The 19738-nt window shown below is 42.3% G+C and carries 19 protein-coding genes; 2 read left to right on the forward strand and 17 right to left on the reverse strand.

The features are described from left to right. Positions 1-27: 27 nt before the first annotated feature. A complete protein-coding gene (locus MKZ11_RS17485; RefSeq protein ID WP_340795641.1) occupies positions 28-2838 on the reverse strand; it encodes a 2-oxoglutarate dehydrogenase E1 component in 2811 nt (936 codons plus the stop codon). 200 nt (positions 2839-3038) lie between these two features. Continuing rightward, complete coding sequence (locus MKZ11_RS17490) at positions 3039-4115, reverse strand: undecaprenyldiphospho-muramoylpentapeptide beta-N-acetylglucosaminyltransferase (protein WP_340795642.1); 1077 nt, start codon at positions 4113-4115, stop codon at positions 3039-3041. Positions 4116-4233: 118 nt separating this feature from the next. Between MKZ11_RS17490 and MKZ11_RS17495 the strand changes: the two genes are divergently transcribed. After that, positions 4234-5580: an MATE family efflux transporter gene (locus MKZ11_RS17495; RefSeq protein WP_340795643.1), complete on the forward strand. Its 1347-nt coding sequence runs from the start codon at positions 4234-4236 to the stop codon at positions 5578-5580. A gap of 66 nt (positions 5581-5646) precedes the next feature. Here the strand turns inward: MKZ11_RS17495 and MKZ11_RS17500 are convergent, their stop codons facing one another. The 13 genes from MKZ11_RS17500 to MKZ11_RS17560 all read right to left on the reverse strand — a co-directional run bounded on the left by MKZ11_RS17500 (position 5647) and on the right by MKZ11_RS17560 (position 17313). Further along, complete coding sequence (locus MKZ11_RS17500) at positions 5647-6723, reverse strand: Ger(x)C family spore germination protein (protein WP_340795644.1); 1077 nt, start codon at positions 6721-6723, stop codon at positions 5647-5649. Beyond that, on the reverse strand, positions 6720-7739 hold the full coding sequence (locus MKZ11_RS17505; RefSeq protein ID WP_340795645.1) for a GerAB/ArcD/ProY family transporter: 1020 nt from the start codon (positions 7737-7739) through the stop codon (positions 6720-6722). Before MKZ11_RS17505 ends, MKZ11_RS17500 begins: the two co-directional genes overlap by 4 nt. Continuing rightward, the gene (locus MKZ11_RS17510) at positions 7736-9166 is read right to left on the reverse strand and encodes a spore germination protein (protein WP_340797041.1); all 1431 of its coding nucleotides are present in this window, start codon (positions 9164-9166) and stop codon (positions 7736-7738) included. The genes MKZ11_RS17505 and MKZ11_RS17510 overlap by 4 nt, the downstream gene beginning before the upstream one ends. 122 nt (positions 9167-9288) lie before the next feature. Next, positions 9289-10113 (reverse strand): CAP domain-containing protein, encoded by an 825-nt coding sequence (locus MKZ11_RS17515; RefSeq protein WP_340795646.1) that lies wholly within the window; start codon positions 10111-10113, stop codon positions 9289-9291. A 146-nt stretch (positions 10114-10259) separates the two neighbouring features. Beyond that, on the reverse strand, positions 10260-11183 hold the full coding sequence (locus tag MKZ11_RS17520) for a CobW family GTP-binding protein (RefSeq protein ID WP_340795647.1): 924 nt from the start codon (positions 11181-11183) through the stop codon (positions 10260-10262). A gap of 120 nt (positions 11184-11303) precedes the next feature. Then, on the reverse strand, positions 11304-12794 hold the full coding sequence (locus MKZ11_RS17525; protein ID WP_340795648.1) for a lmo1851 family serine protease: 1491 nt from the start codon (positions 12792-12794) through the stop codon (positions 11304-11306). A 241-nt stretch (positions 12795-13035) separates the two neighbouring features. Continuing rightward, a complete protein-coding gene (gene deoD / locus MKZ11_RS17530; RefSeq protein ID WP_340795649.1) occupies positions 13036-13740 on the reverse strand; it encodes a purine-nucleoside phosphorylase in 705 nt (234 codons plus the stop codon). A gap of 81 nt (positions 13741-13821) precedes the next feature. After that, positions 13822-14043, reverse strand: coding sequence for a YozE family protein (locus MKZ11_RS17535; RefSeq protein WP_340795650.1), 222 nt, complete (start codon positions 14041-14043; stop codon positions 13822-13824). Between the two features lie 29 nt (positions 14044-14072). After that, complete coding sequence (gene msrB, locus MKZ11_RS17540) at positions 14073-14492, reverse strand: peptide-methionine (R)-S-oxide reductase MsrB (protein ID WP_340795651.1); 420 nt, start codon at positions 14490-14492, stop codon at positions 14073-14075. Next, positions 14489-15019 carry a peptide-methionine (S)-S-oxide reductase MsrA gene (gene msrA, locus MKZ11_RS17545; RefSeq protein WP_340795652.1) on the reverse strand — a complete coding sequence of 177 codons (531 nt, stop codon included), beginning with the start codon at positions 15017-15019 and terminating at the stop codon, positions 14489-14491. The genes msrB and msrA overlap by 4 nt, the downstream gene beginning before the upstream one ends. Positions 15020-15032: 13 nt before the next feature. Beyond that, entirely contained in the window at positions 15033-15608 is a 576-nt protein-coding gene (locus tag MKZ11_RS17550; RefSeq protein ID WP_340795653.1) for a YpmS family protein, read from the reverse strand. Between the two features lie 11 nt (positions 15609-15619). Continuing rightward, on the reverse strand, positions 15620-16435 hold the full coding sequence (locus MKZ11_RS17555; protein WP_340795654.1) for a GDSL-type esterase/lipase family protein: 816 nt from the start codon (positions 16433-16435) through the stop codon (positions 15620-15622). A 38-nt stretch (positions 16436-16473) separates the two neighbouring features. Then, the gene (locus tag MKZ11_RS17560; protein WP_340795655.1) at positions 16474-17313 is read right to left on the reverse strand and encodes a DegV family protein; all 840 of its coding nucleotides are present in this window, start codon (positions 17311-17313) and stop codon (positions 16474-16476) included. A 73-nt stretch (positions 17314-17386) separates the two neighbouring features. On the opposite strand from MKZ11_RS17560, the gene trhA reads away from it, so the two are divergent. Next, complete coding sequence (gene trhA / locus MKZ11_RS17565) at positions 17387-18022, forward strand: PAQR family membrane homeostasis protein TrhA (protein WP_340795656.1); 636 nt, start codon at positions 17387-17389, stop codon at positions 18020-18022. Between the two features lie 142 nt (positions 18023-18164). Here trhA and MKZ11_RS17570 read toward each other — a convergent pair whose 3' ends face one another. Then, entirely contained in the window at positions 18165-18647 is a 483-nt protein-coding gene (locus tag MKZ11_RS17570) for a dihydrofolate reductase (protein ID WP_340795657.1), read from the reverse strand. Positions 18648-18663: 16 nt separating this feature from the next. After that, entirely contained in the window at positions 18664-19605 is a 942-nt protein-coding gene (locus MKZ11_RS17575) for a thymidylate synthase (RefSeq protein WP_340795658.1), read from the reverse strand. Positions 19606-19738: the final 133 nt, after the last annotated feature.

A 19738-nucleotide genomic window follows, 5' to 3' on the forward strand; every position in this document is an offset into this window, starting at 1 on the left:
TCTAATCATCCTGTAACTTTCTTTACCTTACTTCTTTAATGCTTCATCGAGAATACGGTTTTGCTCAGTCTTGTGAGATTCTCCGTCGCCTTCTGATGGGCTTGAACGATGGATTCGTCCAACATAAGATACTTTCTTGCCATCCGCTATTTCACGGATGTAGTTATTTGCAAAATGCCATGATCCCATATTTTTCGGTTCTTCTTGCACCCAAACAAGGTCTTTGGCGTTTGGATAACGAGAAATGATTGCACTAATTTTGTCTGCTGGGAACGGATATAGCTGTTCCACACGAACGATATGCAAGTGATCGAAACCTTTGCCATCTTTTACGCGTTCAGCAAGGTCAATCGCCACTTTTCCGCTAGCGAATAAGATTTTCTCGACTTTTTCCGCGTTCTTGCCTGTTCCCGGTTGCTCAAGCACCGTTTGGAAATGGCCTTCTGTCAAATCATTGACATCAGCACCGACCAGCGGATGACGAAGGAGCGATTTCGGTGACACAATAACAAGTGGACGCATCGATTTATCACCGAGCATTTTTGCTTGTCTGCGAAGAATATGGAAATAGTTCGCCGCGCTAGATAGGTTTGCAACCGTCCAGTTATTTTCCGCACAGAGCTGCAGATAACGCTCTAATCTTGCGCTTGAGTGTTCAGGTCCTTGCCCTTCATACGCATGCGGTAATAGCAATACAAGCCCAGATTGTTGGCCCCACTTAGAGTAACTTGCAGAAACGAACTGATCGAACATCACTTGTGCCATATTCGAGAAATCTCCATATTGTGCTTCCCATATAGATAACACTTTTTGGTCTTCCAAATTATAGCCGAATTCATAGCCGACAATTGCAGCTTCAGTCAAAGGACTGTTGTATGCAACGAATGACGCTTTTGAACCGCTGATATGATGAAGTGGAACGAGTTCGTCACCCGTTTTTTCATCGTGAAGTACTACATGACGATGTGCAAACGTTCCGCGTTGAACGTCTTGACCTGTCATACGGATTGGATTACCGTCCTGAAGGATTGCACCGAATGCCAAAGTTTCAGCATGTGCCCAATCAATTTTCCCTTTTCCATTGAACGGATCTTCACGACGTTTCAGGATTTTCCCAAGCTTTCCAAACACATGGAAGTTTTCCGGATACGTCAGCAACTCTTCATTGATGCGGCGAAGATTAGCTTCGTCCGTACCAGTTTCAAGATCTCTCGGATACCCTGCAAGTACTTCTTCAGGTGTAGCGTTTGAAATCACTGCTTTTTCAGAAGTATGCTCTTTTACCTTGTCGTATGCTGCCTGCATTGTTGCAAAAACAGCCGCGTCCAGTTTCGTTACATCTTCTTCCGTCAAAATGTTCGTAGATGCAAGTTCAGAACCATATAGTTCACGTACTGTCGGATGCTCATGGATTGAATGGTACATAACCGGATTCGTCACGAGTGGCTCATCCATTTCGTTATGTCCATAACGACGATAGCCCAATAGATCAATCAGAATATCCTTGCTGAATTTTTGACGGTATTCGAAAGCGAATGAAGCTGCTGCGATTACTGACTCTGGGCTGTCCGCATTGACGTGCAATACTGGAACTTCATAGCCTTTTGCAGGATCAGACGAATAATGAGTCGATCTGGAATCGTAATATTCAGTTGTGAAGCCAATCATATTGTTTGCGATGACATGGATAGAACCACCCGTCTTGAATCCGCGAACACGGCTATAGTTGAATGATTCAGGAACAATTCCTTGTCCTGGGAATGCTGCATCCCCATGGATAAGCACCGCATAAGCAGCATCTGTTTCGAGTACAGGAATTCCCGGATTATCCGTGTTTTCCTGTGCAGCTCTTGTTTGACCTGTGACAACGGGATTGACGACTTCCAAATGGGATGGGTTGTAAGCAAGGAAACGCTGCATGCCCGATTGGCCTTTATATAAGGCACCCATATGATATTTCACATCGCCGAACCAACCGCGTGTTGTTTCAAGCGAACCATCCGTTGGAAGGAAAGCATCTTCTGGAACGCCTGCAAATTGCGCAAACATCATTTCATAAGGCTTATTTAAAATATGAGTAAGTACATTCAAGCGACCGCGGTGAGCCATCCCAATCAATACTTTTTTCGTTTTATGTTCTTCAGAAAGTCGAACAAGTTCGTCAAGGAAGACAACTAGTGTATCCAGACCTTCAATAGAGAATCGTTTCGCTCCAACGAAAGTGCGGTGGATGAATTTCTCAAACCCTTCAATTTTCGTCAATCGCTCTAGAAGTTCTTTTTTCTCTTCTGCGGATAATGCAGTGGAAACGTTTCCGTTCTCGATTTTGGATTGAATCCAGTTTCTTTCTTCTTCATCGATCACATGATCAAACTCATAGGCGATTTTCCCTGTATACAATGACTTCAAATAATTTACTGCTTCAAGTCCATTTTCTACCCTTGCAGGAACATTTTTAAAGAAAAGAGATGCTGGCATTGCTTGTAAATCACTTTCAGTAAGTCCATAGGTAGAAAGTTCAAGACGTGTTGAATCTTTTGGACGATCGCTAAGCGGATAAATATCTGCCGCAAGATGTCCGTATGTACGGATGGCAGTCTGTAATTGATAGGCGGACATTACTTTTCCAAAATCACCGGGAGCAACTGCCCCAACCGCTCGGTCCTGTTCAGTGTTACTCATTTCAGGCGCACCAAAACGGCTGAACATCTCGGCAAGTTCAGCGTCAACAGAGTCAGGTGACGTTTTAAACAATTCATACATTTCCATTACATACCCAAGGTTCGGACCCGAAAAAGCAGCGTACGGGGAACGATGAGCGTCGGCATTGTTCGACATGTAAAATGACCTCCACATTTGCCAATAGGCATATTGTGCTTATATTTTTTATCCTTGTTAATTTTACCACGCAAACACTCTAACTGAAAGGGTTTAGCGTTATCTTATAAACTTTATTACCGTGAACTACAATACACCGGATTTGCATTACTTGCAACCAGTCGTTATGTCATTAGATAATAGCCGACTGTCTATTCCAGCTATTTTCGGTATGACAGGATCATTTCAACCATTTCTTCCGGTGTTTTAGGCGTTGCGACTTTTTCCATATTTACTAGTAAGTTGTCTTTCTCTTCTATAAATGAAAAGAATTCCTCAGATAATGGACGTAGCCCTATGTCCTCTTCTTTCAAGACGTGAGCAAGGTTGAGTGATTTGAAATGAGAAGCATTCAAAATTTGATCTCCTCTGCTTTTGGCGGCAGAGAGCGGAATAAGGAGCATTGGTTTACGTAATGCCAGCAATTCAAAGATTGCATTTGATCCAGCTCTTGAAACTGCAAAATCGGATGCTGCTAATAAATGCGGAAGTCCATCTGTTACATATTCAAATTGTGTATAGCCGGGTATATCTTCGAGCATTTCATCCAAATTCCCTTTCCCGCACAGATGAATCACATCGAATGTAAGCAAAATGGCGGTTAAATCTTTCCAGACTGCTTCATTCAGAACAGCTGAACCCTGACTTCCACCCATGATAATAAGCACAGGCTTTTCTCCTGACAATCCCGAAATGCGCAGCCCCTCTTTCCGGTCCCCATCGAACAACTCGGGTCGGATGATTGCACCGGAGCAAGTAGCTTTTTCCGCAGGCACATAATTTAGTGTTTGTTCGAACACTGTAAAGATATGATTGGAAAAAGGCAATGCCATTTTGTTCGCAAGTCCTGGTGTTACGTCAGATTCATGGATAACAACTGGCACTTTCGCCATTTTCGCTGCCAATACGACAGGTACTGATACGAAGCCGCCTTTAGAGAAAATAATTTCAGGTTTGACTTTCCTGATGATCGCTAACGCTTGAAGAACAGCCGCACCGACACGAAATGGATCTGAAAAGTTTTTCATAGAGAAATAGCGTCGCAGTTTCCCACTTTGAATGGCATGATAAATTACTTCGGGATGACCGTCACGGATCAATTCATTTTCAATTCCGTTATGCGATCCAATGTAATGTATTTCGTAGCCTTTTTCACTGAATACAGGGATTAGAGCCTCATTTACAGACACGTGCCCTGCCGTGCCGCCCCCTGTTAATAATATTACCGGCCGTTTCATGGGCCATTCACCTCTTCTACATTAAGAAATATAGTGTAACTTTACTTTACCCCAATGCCATTATAGCAAACGAAGCATGGTACAATGGTGTTTAATTGTTGAATAAAGGGTGATTAATTTGGAAAACACAGTTCCACTAAAGAAAAAACCGTTCAGATTGGCGACAATCGTCTTGCCGATACTCGTTACACAAGTCGCTCTGTATATGATGACGTTCTTCGATATTCTTATGACAGGACGATACGATACATACCATCTTGCCGGCGTTACTATTGGGTCTTCTTTCTGGGTACCCGTCTATACAGGGCTTGCTGGAATTTTAATGGGGCTTACACCAATCATTGCTCAATACATTGGGGCACGCCTCCATGAGGAGGTTCGGCCATCCGTTCAACAGGGCCTTTACGTCTCGGTCGCACTGGCTGCAATCGTCTTTGCCATCATTCTATTCGCAGTTGCACCTATACTAGAAGCAATGCCGCTCGAAGCTGAAGTTCGCATTGTGGCAGCAGACTATTTGAAAGGGATGAGCTTTGGTCTCCTCCCCCTCTTTGCCTATACTGTGCTGCGTTCATTTTTCGATGCGCTTGGGGCAACACGTGTTTCGATGTTCATCATTTTATTATCTGCCCCTATTAATATCTTCATAAACTATCTGCTTATTTATGGGAATTGGGGTTTTCCCGAACTTGGCGGTGCAGGGGCTGGTTATGCATCCGGCATAACGTATTGGCTCGTGTTTTTCATTGCTTGTTCCGTCGCTTGGAAGCGTAAACCGTTTAAGGAGTACGCACTATTCAAAGGATGGGAAAAGGTTTCATTTAGAAAATGGAAAGTGATTTTATTCATTGGTGTGCCAATCGGGATTTCAATATTTGTAGAGACAAGCATCTTTTCCGCCGTCACGCTGATGATGAGCAACTATTCAACGGCAGTTATTTCTGCACATCAGATTGCACTTAATTTCACCTCACTTTTGTATATGTTGCCGCTAAGCATTTCGATGGGTGCGACAATACTCGTCGGACAAGCTGTCGGTGCAGGTCAGATGCGCGATGCTAAACAATATAGTTTTCTCGGTGTCGGGCTCGCTATTGTGTTCAGTTTTATATCGATTGCAATACTTCTCGTTTTCAGGGCGCCAATTGCTTCCCTTTATACGACAGACGGGCAGATTATCGGACTGGCAACACAGTTCTTCGTCTATGCTGCGCTGTTCCAATTGTCAGATGCAATCCAGGCTCCTGTCCAGGGTGCGCTAAGAGGCTATAAGGATGTCAATATGACGTTCATTATGGCGATTATATCCTATTGGGTACTCGGTTTGCCAATTGGCTATCTGATGGCGACGTTTACGGACCTTGGTCCATATGGATATTGGGTAGGACTAATCGCCGGACTAACTGTGGGTGCAATTACACTTACTGTTCGGCTTGTCTACATTCAGAAGAAGAAGTTTGTATAAGAACTGCATAGTATCATCTAATGAAAAAATTCCGCTACTGGATAATAAGTAGCGGAATTTTTCGTTTCAATTAAGGATACCCGTTCGGACGATTTCTGCCTTTACTTTAATTTTAATATCCATGTTTACATAAGTGTCATGCCACTTTCCTTTTCCCCAAATTTCCGGATGGAATGCCCGAACGGTCTGACCGAATCCGATGGGATCGCTTTCCGCCTCCTGCAGCTTATCTATTACTTTTTGAAAGTCTTTTGTTAATTCTTTTGACAGGAATTCATTTACTTCAATTTGTGTTTTTTCATACTCCAAATGATTGTGCGGAAATTCTTCCACCGAAAATTTAAATTTATAGGAAAGATCAATACGCCCATCTTTTATATCCCATTTCTTTTTGGATTTAACATATTCAACTGTGATCGGATACTTGACCCCATCCTTTTCCCATATATAAATGAATTGCAAGTACTTATTCTTCTTTTTTTGCAACCCTTGAAGAATAGCCGATTCTTTACGATCAAGATAATGACCGGAAAAGACCTTATCTTTGAACAAAGCAGTTCCGAAAACTTCCGGAAAACCGGTTTCCTTTGCAATACGTACAGCAGGTAGCGCTACGTCAATTCCTGCATCGAACAAATAGGTTCCCATCTTCTGCAAATCCAGATCAGGAATAAGCGAAAATTTGATGGAAGTATCGAGCAAACCTCTATAAAATTCCGGCGGGCTCATTGGAAGCATGTCTGACTTGTCGAAGTACTCTTTCATATCCCCTTTCGCAACTATAAGCCTTCCACTTAACCGATTACGGGGAGCTCTAAATAGAACATCGAGATAGTTATATATATCATGCTTTGCAGCCTTTTCTGATATGAGAGCAACTTCGAGTTGAGAGACATCGAGCATTTCATTCGTGTGGGTGAAAGCATTGTTCCGTGAAGCACGTAACGAAATGCCTTTTCCTTCAGCAGTTGCATAAGTAATGGATTCTTCTTCAATCGAAGCAAATGAGTAAAATCCATCAATAGCCCCTGGTCCGCCATCGATTCCCATTAAGGGCACAATCGCTACATCCCTGTATAACACTTCATCCCAGCAACCGGCAAGAAGCAGACAAGATGACAAGATAATAATCAGTTTTGTCAAATGCTCTTCCTCCTGTTCACGAGTATGATAATTACCGGCAAAACGATGGCAAACAATAAATGGGCGAAAACAAGTGAGTCCTGCAATTTTTCTGTTGCTTCCTTTGTTAAACCAAATAGCGGAAGAAGCATAAGAAGGGCATGAAAGATAATGATGTCTCGTTTACTATGCTTTTTATTATGCATCCGATGGACGAAAAGAGCTGAGAATGAAAAAAGAGTAATCGTGATGATGCTCCACGACATCCAGATATAGATAAAGAACAGGTCCAACCTTTCAATGAACGACACCTGTTGCGATTTCAAAATATACATAAGCGGTTCAGGAATCATAAGCATGTCTTCCCGTGCGAAAAAAAGAGTCGTAATCAAAATTGTAAACAAGAAAAAAAGCAGCCAGATCATTTGGTAAATAAACAAAGGTAATCCTTTTATTTTACGATCAGGATCGACAAAACGGCGGTAAATCAGAAATAATTCGATTCCGATAAACGCATACTGGGCTTTTAGCATCCCATGTCCCCATTGTGCTACTGACGCTTTAACCGATGGAAATAGGTATGTCCACTCCAGATCTCTCCAAGACAATGCGAGGAAAAAGAGGAATAATGGGATGAGTGGAATGAGAAGGACGCTTAGATTCATCGTCGTTTCCGCCCTCGACAAGTTTGCGTAAAGAGAAATAATGACCATAAGGGCGATTACTATAAATTGCGGAGTATTTGGAAAGGCCCATGCTGCCAGCGTATAGTCGACATAGGAAATGAACGTTACAGTCAAGAAAAGCCAGTACCCCTTATACAGCCACGACATAATCGGTCCTAATATAAAACTCGGATAGAAACGTTCATAAAAGAGAAGTAAGGCATAATGGAACAAGCCCGCTACAAGGAATATTATCCATGCATCTCTGCCTGCCGCCTTGATCATCGGTCCTTGGAATGAGATGAACACAGTTCCGGTTTGTGCGACGAATAGGAAAAGAAAAAATTGAGTCCGCGAAATATTGATGTTCACGATTGCCCACCATTCCCGTCATCCGAATCTTCTCCGTGTGTGAACGTTTTCTGTTGCTTTTCTGGTTGGACATAAGGTAAGCGTAAAAATATATCTTTAAAGCGAGATGCATCAAAAGGAATAACGGGTGAGAAATAAGGCTGTTTCAGAGACGACAAATTCATCAGATGGATGAATAGTACAAGTGAACCGATGACCATTCCAAAAAAACCGAACAGCGACGCGGCTAGCATGAATGGAAAACGCAAAATACGAATGGTTGTGTTCATCTCAACTGAAGGAACAACAAAACTTGAAATTGCAGTCATGGCGACAACGATAACCATTAGATTGGATACTAGTCCCGCACTGACAATCGCATCTCCAATGACAAGCCCGCCCACGATGCCTATTGTCTGCCCAATCGGTGTCGGCAAGCGTATACTGGCTTCACGTATCAGTTCAATGAACAATTCAAGCAGAATAGCTTCGAAAATCGGCCGGTAAGGTATCTCATTGATTGCCAGTTTCAGCTTTTGACTTAACTCAAGGGGCAGTATTTCAGAATGAAAACCGACGACTGCAATATAAAAAGCCGGAAGAAAGATTGCAGTGATAAAGCTCAGAAGCCTGACCATCCGGTAAAAGGACCCGACAAGGAACCGACCATTAAAATCATCCGGCGACTGATAAAATGAAAAGAATGTCACCGGTGTGACAAGACAAGTCGGTGTGTGATCAGTAAAGATTGCAATTTTTCCTTCAAGAAGATTCGCAACAACCCGATCAGGCCGTTCTGTATTCAAAAACTGGGGAAACGGTGACCAGACACTATCTTCTATATAGTCTGCAAGCTGTCCTGCACTGATTATCATCTTCGACTTGACATCTTCCAGTCTCATTTTCAACTCTACAACAAGGTCCGCGTCCGCAATCGACTCGATGTAAATGTAGTTGACTTGGGAATTCGAATCATTGCCAAGGCGGATCGTTCTTACAACGAGATCTGGAATAGCCAATCTCTTTCGAATGAGTGATATATTCTTTTGGAAACTCTCCACAAAACCTTCATGCGACCCTCGGATGACATGTTCATTGATTGGTTCGTCAGGTGAACGGACAGCGTAGCTTCCAACAGAAATCTCCAAAAGTAAATTGGATTCCGGAAAAAAGACGGCCGTCTTACCATTGCAAACTATTTCAATTAGATCCGTTACGGAGAATGCTCTGATCTCCGATACGGCTGTCTTACCCCAATCTTTCATTCCCTCTTCTGCTCTATTCTTGATAATTTCCATCTGTCTGTTGATTTGCTCGCCTTCAGACAAAGAAGTGAAATAGCAGATGACCCCCATCCCGACAGGCCACTCTATTTCTTGAACAAATAAGTCTTCAGTATCGTGAAATACTTTTTTTATGTAAGATACGAGTTCATTTTTAGGAACCATATTTCCCACTGCCTTCACCCCATAAGTGCAGTATCGGTTCATTAAAAACCTTTTATTCAAAAACGGATCACGATTGGAAAGTTGATTTCCAATCGTGATCCGTTTAAATATTCTTGTTTTGCTTATTTCTGAATAAACTGTTGTGTCCAGTAGTTGCCGTTTTTGTCATAACCGATACCGATATGAGTGAAACCGGGCGTTAAAATATTTTGTCTATGCCCAGGTGATTCCATCCATCCTTTTACGACTTCTTCAGCTGAACGTTGGCCCATCGCAATATTTTCCGCTGCCGATTTATATGTTACACCATTTGCCTTCATTTGATCGAACGGAGACCCGTATGTAGGGCTTGTATGAGAAAAGTAATTTTTTGATGCCATGTCTGCCGATTTTTGGCGTGCAGAGTTCATCAACTTACTATCCGTTTGCAATGGTTTGAGACCAGCTTTTTGTCTCTCAGCATTTGTTAAATCAAGCACTGCTTTCTCAATCGCAGAAATAGATGCATCTTGAGCTGTTTCTGCAGGTTTAACAGGTGTGACCTCAGCAGGTTTTTCAGGTGCTGGTGCCGGTGCCGGAGTTGCTTCCGGCTTCGGTGCTGGAACTGGTTTAGACGTGGCTGGTTTTTCGACCGGCTTAGCTGTAACTGGTTTCTCCACCGGCTTGACCTGTACTGGTTTTTCTGTTTGCTTGTCTGGAGCTGATGGAGCGACCCCTGTATTTTTTGTGATAGATTCCTTCAAATTGGAAAGCTGCTCAAAAGTAAAGCCTTTTTCGAGCAAAGTATCATAGAAGTCAGACAGTTCGTCCCCTCCTATATAGCATTGAATGTACTGTTGTGTTTTTTGCACCTGTACATTATTATCCGAATATGAAGCTTCTACACTATTGTTGTTCGGCAGTAAGAGTGCCGAACCGAGCATGAGTACTGCAATTGATTTTTTCATCTCATTACTCCTCCCTTCGCAAACTATAATAACGCGTGGGAGATTCAGAATATCGGATTTTATTTCCAGTCCAACCAGTTCTTAAATAAATACCCTAACAAAGGACATCATCTACTGCGAGAATGGATAAGTTTGGTCAACTCCCCTTACTTTTCTTCTAAAAAGGGGTTGACGCCCTTATAATTAATCGTCTCTATTCCTTCCCCGATAATAACAAGACGGGGCTCCATCCTGACATATTCAGGCAACCAGTTCACCATTCCATATGCATATTGAAATAAAAAAGGGTTTTTAGAACCGCTGAGCGGCACATACCCTTTCATTCTATACACTGTTTCTGGGAGCGATCTGACCCAATTCTCGAATTCTTCCTTATTAACACTTTCGGAAAATGTAAGAAGCTTTGAGGAAAGCGGCAAACCTTTTCCAGATATTATCTGTTGATCACTCATTTTCTTCGGAGAATCTAGGGCCTTTTCAATGAAAGAGAAAGCTACTTTAGCACCTGTCGTCTGTACTATCGCTGCAGAATCATTAAAATTTGACAGCTCAAACGTCACAGTTGCCATTTCCTCTTCGGTTAGAAGATCGACCTTGTTAGCTAGCAGTAAATGGGCGTGGCGGATTTGTTCCATGAATAAAGCACGGATTTGCGGAGATAGCTTATCTCGCTCCAGCCAACGCTTTGAATCAGCAACCGTGACAATTCCTTTTATATTGAGCCGATCAGCGAATAACGGAGAGTAGATCGCATCCAGCGCCTCCACTGGATGGGCGGCACCTGTCGTTTCAATCAGGATGACATCGATATCATCGTTTTCTTCAAGGAGCCCTTGGAGTTGCGCCTCCGTTTTTTCAGAACCTGTACAACAAATGCACCCATCAAGAAGTTCTTTAAGAGGAACCCCCCCTTCCCCTTCAACCGTATTAGAATCAAAAGGCAAAGCCCCAAATTCATTCATCAATACGGCAGGTTTTTTCCCTTGTTCTTTTAATTGTTCAATCGTATGAAGTAACAGCGACGTTTTACCACTGCCAAGAAAGCCGCTAAATAAGTAAACATCAATCATTAGTTATACCTCTTTTCATTAATTTGGAACAGTCTAAGCGACGTGTTGTTTTAGACCGTATGGACTAGACATACTAAAAGCGCCCCTTCCTATTAGGATTGGACGCTTTTAGTTATTTCCCTACTTTTTAAGCAAAACTTCTTTTGCTTTCTTCAGCTGTGGATCGTCATCTTGGATTTTCTTCCGAAGTTTTTCCATCAGACCATAAGTCGTATCCCCCAAAAGAATACCGGTTGCTTCAAGAGTTAAATCTTTTTGAAGCTTTTTGACGGCCTGTGTTGTTTTCTCGTCGTATAACCCATCAACTTCACCCGGTTCATAACCGACTGCTTCTAGCATTTCTTCCGCAGCTTTAATGGATGGTGATAACATGCCATTTTTCATTTCTACTGCTGGATCGAGGAATGGAAGCATTGCATAGGAAGGATAGGGAACTTTAATATCTGGCTCAATTCCTTTTTTGTGAATCCAATTACCGTTAGGAGTTAGCCACTTAGCCGTTGTAAGTTTTAAATTCGAGCCATCCACAAGATCTTTCGGCGTTTGAACAGTCCCTTTACCAAATGTTTTTACCCCGATAAGCGGTACTCCTGCCGATTCTTTCAATGCGCCCGCAAGGATTTCTGAAGCCGAAGCACTGCCGTCATCAATGACAAGCGCGACTGGAACTTCAACTTTTCTTCCTCCGGCTGCCGTAATTACTTCTGCCTTTTCACCTTTTCCTTCAAATTGGAATATATTCTTTCCGTTTTCCACGAAAAGGTCTGAAATATCGATAGCAGTGTCAAGTCTACCACCTGGATTTTGCCGTACATCCACAACTAATCCTTTCATGCCTTCCGCTTCCATCTCGTCAAGAGCGACAAGCAGTTCATCATAAGTCCCTTCAGAGAAGCTGGTGATATGAATATGTGCAATCCCGTCGTCAAGCATTTCTGCGTAGACTGTTTCAATTGGAATAACGTCCCGCTTGATTTTTACATCGACCGGTTCGACTGCTTCTCCGCGCTTGATGCTTAAAGTGACGGTTGTCCCTTTTTCGCCCCGGATTAGAAGAACCGCTTCGGATGAAGACATTCCTCGGATACTTTCATCATTGACCGCAATGATTATATCGTTCGGTAATAATCCTGCCCGCTCCGCGGGTGAATTCTTTATAGGCGAAACGACGCTAATGTACCCATTTGCCTCTTGAATTTCAGCGCCAATTCCTTCGAAGCTTGATGAAATACTTTCATTTAATTGTTTGGCTTCCTTCTGATTCAAATAATCGGAATAAGGATCACCAAGTGCATCGATCATCCCATTGATGGCGCCATCAATGATTGCTGTTTCGTCAATATCTTCGAAGTAATTCACTTTCATTTCATCATAGGCATTATACAACTTTTCAAATTCTTTCCGGTCTTTTATCGTTTGCTTTTGCGGACTCACAACTTCAACAACTTTACCATCACCTGTTGTTAGCACGAAAAACGTGATAGCGGCAGTGGCCACTACGAGTCCGAACACAAGCATGACAAAGGAGAACGGTTTTAGTTTAATGAATCGTTTTGCTGGTAGTTGACGATTTGGCTCATTTTCTTGTTCATGGCCATTATTCTCTTCCATCCCATTCCCCACTCTCTACTCTTATTAAGAAAACGTAAGGCGCCCTCTAAGACGTAACAGGTATAAAACGGAACGGCGAAGCGGCGTTTTTTGTCAGAAGGATGCAGGTCAATCCTTCCTAGCTGGCCCGACTTATAATCCGAACGTCTGGCGCCTGGAGCCTAGACACTAGCCCAGGATGAAAAACATATTCTTTCCTTAAAAAAAGGACCGCAGTATTGCGGGGCGGTCCTTTTTATGATTATTCTTGGATTGCTGCTTCAAGAGCTACTTCAATCATATCGTTGAATGTGGTTTGACGCTCTTCTGCAGATGTTGCCTCACCTGTTAGCAAGTGATCGCTCACAGTTAGGATTGCTAGTGCTTGGCGTCCAAATTTCGCAGCAAGCGTATACAATGCTGCCGCTTCCATTTCAACTGCAAGTACACCATATTGAGCCCATTTTTCATGTTGCGCATATTCATTGTAAAACACGTCTTCTGTAAAAACGTTACCAACTTTCAATTCAAGCCCTTTTTTAAGTCCTGCATTATATGACTTCAAAAGAAGATCGAAGTTTGCAGTCGGTGCGTAACTAACACCATTAAATATGATTTCGTTCATTTTAGAATCTGTGGAAGCACTTTGTGCAAGAATGACGTCACGGACATGAACGTCCTTCTGAATCGCACCACAAGTACCGACACGAATTAGTTTCTGAACGTCATATTCTTGCATTAATTCTGTTACATAAATAGAAATTGATGGAACACCCATGCCTGTCCCTTGTACTGAAATACGTTTTCCTTTGTAAGTTCCAGTATAGCCAAACATATTACGGACTTCGTTGTAAAGTGTAACATCCTCTAAGAATGTTTCTGCGATGTATTTTGCACGAAGCGGATCTCCTGGAAGCAAAATCGTATCTGCAATGTCACCCTTTTTTGCATTGATATGTATACTCATAATGAAAAGCCTCACTTTCAAATTTTCTTTTTCAATCATACATTCATCTATACCATTATGCAATGAAGATGAAGGTGTTGCTTACAAGAAACGCTCTTCGTATAACAGATAAAGCTCGTCGAAAATAACGGATGGCATTTTTGCATCCGCCTTTTCTTCAATATAACGTGATAAAGGATCAAAAGCCTTTTCTTCTTTCGGAAAACTGGAATCATTAAACATGTGTTCTGCAAAAACCGCTTTTAAATCATCGATCGCCCCACCGCGGAAGGATAGGGCGAATCTGTAAAAGGATCGATTCATCCATTCATCTCCTTTCCGGCTGACATTATTTAAAACAGTTTTGAATATTCTCCAAAGCCTTCTTCTTCTAGACGGTCAACGGGTACAAAGCGGAGTGCGGCAGAATTGATGCAATAACGCAGTCCGTCTTCCCCAGGACCATCTGGAAATACATGACCAAGATGTGAGTCTGCTGTTTTACTGCGTACTTCTATTCGTTTCATCCCATGAGTTGTGTCGGTTTTCTCTACAACTTCTACTGTTTCAATCGGTTTTGTGAAGCTTGGCCAACCGCAACCAGCATCATATTTATCTTTTGAACTGAATAGAGGTTTTCCTGAAACAATATCGACATAGATTCCTTCTTCATAATGACTGTCATATTCGTTACGGAACGGTGCTTCTGTCCCGTTTTCCTGTGTGACGTGATATTGTAAATCCGTTAGTTTATTTTTCAAGTCATCTTTCATCCTTCTTCACCCCAGTTTTCAGATTTAAACCGTTCCCGGCCTGACCCAGTTGCGTACCGATTGTAATGTGTTGGATTTTTCATGTAATAATTTTGATGTCCCTCTTCAGCTGCGTAAAACGGCTTCGCAGGTAGAATATCTGTTGCAACAGGTTTATCGAACTTACCTGTTGCATCCAATTCAGCCTTTGTTTGCTCAGCAAGTTGCAGTTGCTCGGGTGTATGATAAAAAATTGCTGTCTGATAGGATTCCCCGCGATCAAAAAACTGACCGCCGGAATCGGTTGGATCAATCTGTTTCCAAAAGATGTTGAGCAGTTCACTATAGGAAATGATTTCATCATCAAACGTAATTTGAATTGCTTCACGGTGGCCCGTAGTATTCGTACAGACAAGTTCATATGACGGATTTTCGATTTCGCCGCCCGTATAGCCCGAAATGACTGAAAGGACACCAGCATATCTGTCAAACGGTTTCACCATGCACCAAAAACAACCTCCTGCAAACGTGGCCAATGATTTCGCCATTGTAAAACCTCCCCTATTCTTTAGGAACTATTATTTCTAAGATAATCTCATCATCCGCCAAGTTGAATGTTTTTGCTTTTACTTGTAAATCGCCTGAGACTGGGATTTCCGAAAGGTCTATAAATAATTCCTCTTCCTTAGGACGAACAATCATCCACGGAGGAAGTTTCACAGAATCCCGCAGTATTTTTAAAACAGTCGAGGGAGGGATGTTTAATTGACCTATCTCCATCGAGGATTGTTTCAATATTAAGTTACCGTCTTCACGTACAATCGGGTCAAAATGCATAATGACCGGCAATGTATAGGAGAACACTGTCATTTCCGAAAATAGGACTACATCTTCTCCGACTTCCATCGTTACTGGAAGCGGTTCACCTTTTACCGCTTTTTGAATATACGTATTTGCAATTCCTTCAAAATCTTCCTTAGTCGCCGTCACTGTCAGAACATGGTCTGACGGGTCCGCCGCTTTCATTTTCGGAAGCGGTTCCGATTCCGCGGAAGATCCGATAAGTACTATCACTGCCGCAATGGCTGCTGCGATAATTCCTGCAAGTACAAAAAAACCAATTTTCCATCGATTCATGCGATCAGCTCCTACATATCCAATTCCCCGCCCGATAATTCTTGCAAGCCGCATTCTTTCAGCTTTTCAAGGTAACGTCCCGACATCGCGTCATAGCCCTTTGCATTCGGATGAAAGAAATCGGTGTGGTACACCATGTCCGTATTTGAATCGAACAGGTCTATGACAGGAATAAAACACGACTTCCCATCCATGGTTGCACGGACTTCAATCGCTTCATTCCAGTCAGTAATAATTTCTTCAAACTCATTGGATTCATCTGTCACAATTGAAAATGGATTGTATAAACCGGCAACAATAATGATCGCATCGCCATTCAAATCTCGAATTATCGTAAATAATTCATCGAGCCTGCTTTCAAACTTACCAAGTTCAAGATAAAAAGGTTCTGTCTTCAAATTAAACAAGTTTGCTTTAACGACTTTCATAATATCGTTTCCACCGATTGTCAGAAAGATCAGATCCGCATTTTTTACAGACGTTTGAATTTCGAAATCGCCAAGCTTTTCGATAAGCTGATCACTTCTTCGACCTCGCTTGGCCAAATTATCCGCATCGACATCCTTAACTCCCTTCCATTCAATCATCCTGCCGGTAACACGCCCAAAATAACCTTCTTTTTTCAATTCATCTCCGACGCCCTGTGTCAACGAATCCCCTAGACCAATTACATGGACTTTTTTCGGAATGAAGTAACCGGGAATTTTCCATTCGGTAAATGCGATTTCGGGTCGCTCAGAAAAAACACCTGTTTTTTTAATTACAATTTGCTGGCAACCGGACAATAATAATGAGAAGGCGATCACAAACAAAAATACTCTTCTCATACGTAGAGTTCCCCTTTTCTTCAGTAAAGAATCATTTGTTATTCTGCGTAATACATGAAGCCTATCGCACCTTCACCGGTGTGTGTACTGATAATCGGCGCCGTAAATGTAAGTTTCACATCTTTGATACCAAAGTCTTGGATCAATTTTTTCAATGGTTCTCCCATTGCCAACCCATTTGCGTGCGAAATCCCGACTCCGCGAATAAGCTTTCCGGCTGTCTCATCTTTGAAAACTTTGAACAGATGAGCTACGACTTGTTTATGACTCCGTGCTTTCGCGACAGGTGTATAAACACCGTCCTGTAAGGTTGCGATCGGTTTAATATTTAACAGGGAACCGATCATCGCTTTTCCTTTGCCGATACGGCCGCCTTTCACAAGATTATCGAGTGAGTCGACAACAACGAAAAGTGTTGTATTTTTGCGAATCGCATTCAAACGTTCAATAATTTCTGCAACAGATTTCCCTTGCTGGGCTAATTCCGCAGCCTCCGTAACTTGAAATGTCAACGCATGTGAGATAAACATCGAATCGATGACAGTCACTTTTGAATCTGTCATTTCGGCAGCTGCTTGGGCGGATTTCACGGTGCCGCTCATGCCTCCAGTCATATGTATAGAGATGATTTCACTGCCATCCTCACCGAGTTTGTCATACAACTCTTTGAAAACACCTGCCGCTGGTTGTGAACTTTTCGGTAGTTCTACGGACTTTTTCATCATGCCAATAAATTCCTCGGCTTGTATATCTACACCATCGATGTATGTTTCTCCGTCAATCTGGATGGTTAGCGGAACAATATGGACACCATATTTAAGGATATCCTCTTCATTTAAATCAGCTGTTGAATCCGTGACAATATAGACTTTTTTCATTACGTGCACTCCCCTCAAATAGTAGCAGTTCTCAATATAATTTAGTATAGTAAAAGGTAAGGAGGTTAACTACATGACAGTCGCATTTGATTTTAAAAATGGACGAGAAGAGTTGTGGAATGCAATTACACACGGTATTGCCCTTCTTCTTAGTATACCTGCACTTGTGTTTTTAGTACTTGATGCTGTTCGCGATGGTACTGTTCTCCATGTTGTCAGCTATACCATTTTCGGTTTTTCTATGCTCCTCTTATTCCTTATGAGTACACTGCTGCATAGTATGCCAATAAAGTTCAAACATTTGTTTTCCATATTGGATCACTCGGCCATTTATATCCTGATTGCTGGAACCTATACGCCGCTCCTTCTTATCACTGTAAAAGGAGTACTAGGTTGGACACTGTTTGGTATTGTTTGGGGTCTGGCCATTGCAGGTATTTTGTTCAAAGTGTTTTTCATTCATCGTTTTGAATTTGTGTCGCTCATCTTCTATATTCTAATGGGCTGGCTTATTATAATCGCTATCAAACCGCTGTATACCCATTTGACTTTCACAGGGTTCGCGCTACTCGTGACGGGTGGTTTGTTGTATACGTTCGGTTCGATTTTCTACGCATGGAGAAGGATCCCATACAACCATGCAATTTGGCATCTATTTGTTATTGCTGGCAGCGCCGCAATGTATTTCTGCGTCCTCTTGTATACATGAGGACGCTTTTTTGATCTTATATATGTTGTACCATTGAATCCGCTACGGCGCTAGGGGATGCCTCCCTCCCTAAGCCAAGCAGCTTCGCCGCCATTCTTAGGGCTTCGGCTTCCCCTTGGAAGGCGCCTTCGCTCAGTTTATATCAGTTATTCTTTTCGTACACGAGAAATGAATAAGGAATGCCGTCTTCTGTGATGTGATTTTCCGAAGTCGATATGAGCTTCCATTCAGGGCCGTATGAAGGGAAAAAAGTATCCCCGTCGTACTGTTTTTGAATATGCGTAATGTAGAGGCGATCTGCCACTTCCAGAGCTGTTCGGAAAATTTCCGCTCCACCGATAATCATCACTTCTTCTGCGTATTCCTCCGCCCTAGCAATCGCATCTTTTAGATTGTGTACGACGACAGCACCTTCAACTGTATAAGACTCATTTCTTGTAACGATGATACTCAGCCGTCCAGGCAAAGGCCTGCCGATCGATTCGTACGTTTTACGTCCCATTACCATTGCTTTTCCCATCGACATCTTTTTGAAGTAAGCAAGGTCTTCTGGAATATGCCACGGTAAGTCATTATTGACACCAATGACCCTATTCAGGTCATGGGCTACAAGCAGTGAAATCATGGAAATCCTCCTATCTTTAAACGGCAATTGGTGCTTTAATTTTTGGATGTGGTTCATAATTTTCCAGTTCGATATCTTGCGTTTCCAATTCAAAAATTGTTTTGCCTTCGATATTCAGCTTCAACGTCGGCAGTTGTCGGGGTTCCCGTGTCAATTGCTCATTCACTTGATTGATATGATTCGTGTAAATATGCGCATCTCCAAGTGTATGGACGAATTCACCGACACCAAGACCACATTCATGTGCGATCAAATGGATTAATAGCGCATAGGATGCAATATTGAATGGCACACCCAGGAATATGTCCGCACTTCGCTGGTAAAGCTGGCATGACAATTTACCATCCGCGACATAAAACTGAAATAATGCATGACACGGCGGCAAAGCCATTTCTTCAACTTCAGAAGGGTTCCATGCAGTCACAATATGTCTGCGGGAATCAGGATTATTTTTAATACCTTCAATCAAATTGGCAATTTGATCAATCGTTTGTTCTCCATTTGACCACGAACGCCACTGCTTGCCATAAACCGGCCCCAGATCGGCATATTTCGCAGCAAATTCATCATCTTCCACAACACGCTTTTTGAATGCATCCATTTCAATTTTATAGACAGCCGCAAACTCTGGATCTCTTGAAGCGCGGCGTCCGAAGTCGGTCATATCTGGACCACTGTATTCCAAACTCGTCGCCCATTGTTCAAAAGCCCATTCATCCCAGATTGGATTGCGGTCTTCAATGAGCGTTTTGACATTTGTATCGCCTTTTAAAAACCATAACAATTCAGATGAAATAAGCCGGAAAGCCGTTCTTTTCGTTGTCATAAGGGGAAAACCTTCATTTAAATCGAAGCGCATCTGATAACCAAAGACGCTGATTGTCCCTGTACCTGTGCGGTCTTCTTTTTTTTCACCTGTTTCAAGAACATGTTTACATAATTCTAAATACTGTTTCACTAGAAAGCCTCCTTGCATTAGTGTTCAGTATATCAAATATAATGTAGCTATCATAATAAAAACACACCTCTGGCATAGTTATTTAGGATAACCATGCCAGAGGTGTGTTTTTCGTCTTTGAAATGTCAAATTT

Origin of the sequence: Sporosarcina sp. FSL K6-1508 (genome assembly GCF_038007465.1) — a bacterium.
GTDB classification, from domain to species: Bacteria; Bacillota; Bacilli; order Bacillales_A; family Planococcaceae; genus Sporosarcina; species Sporosarcina psychrophila_B.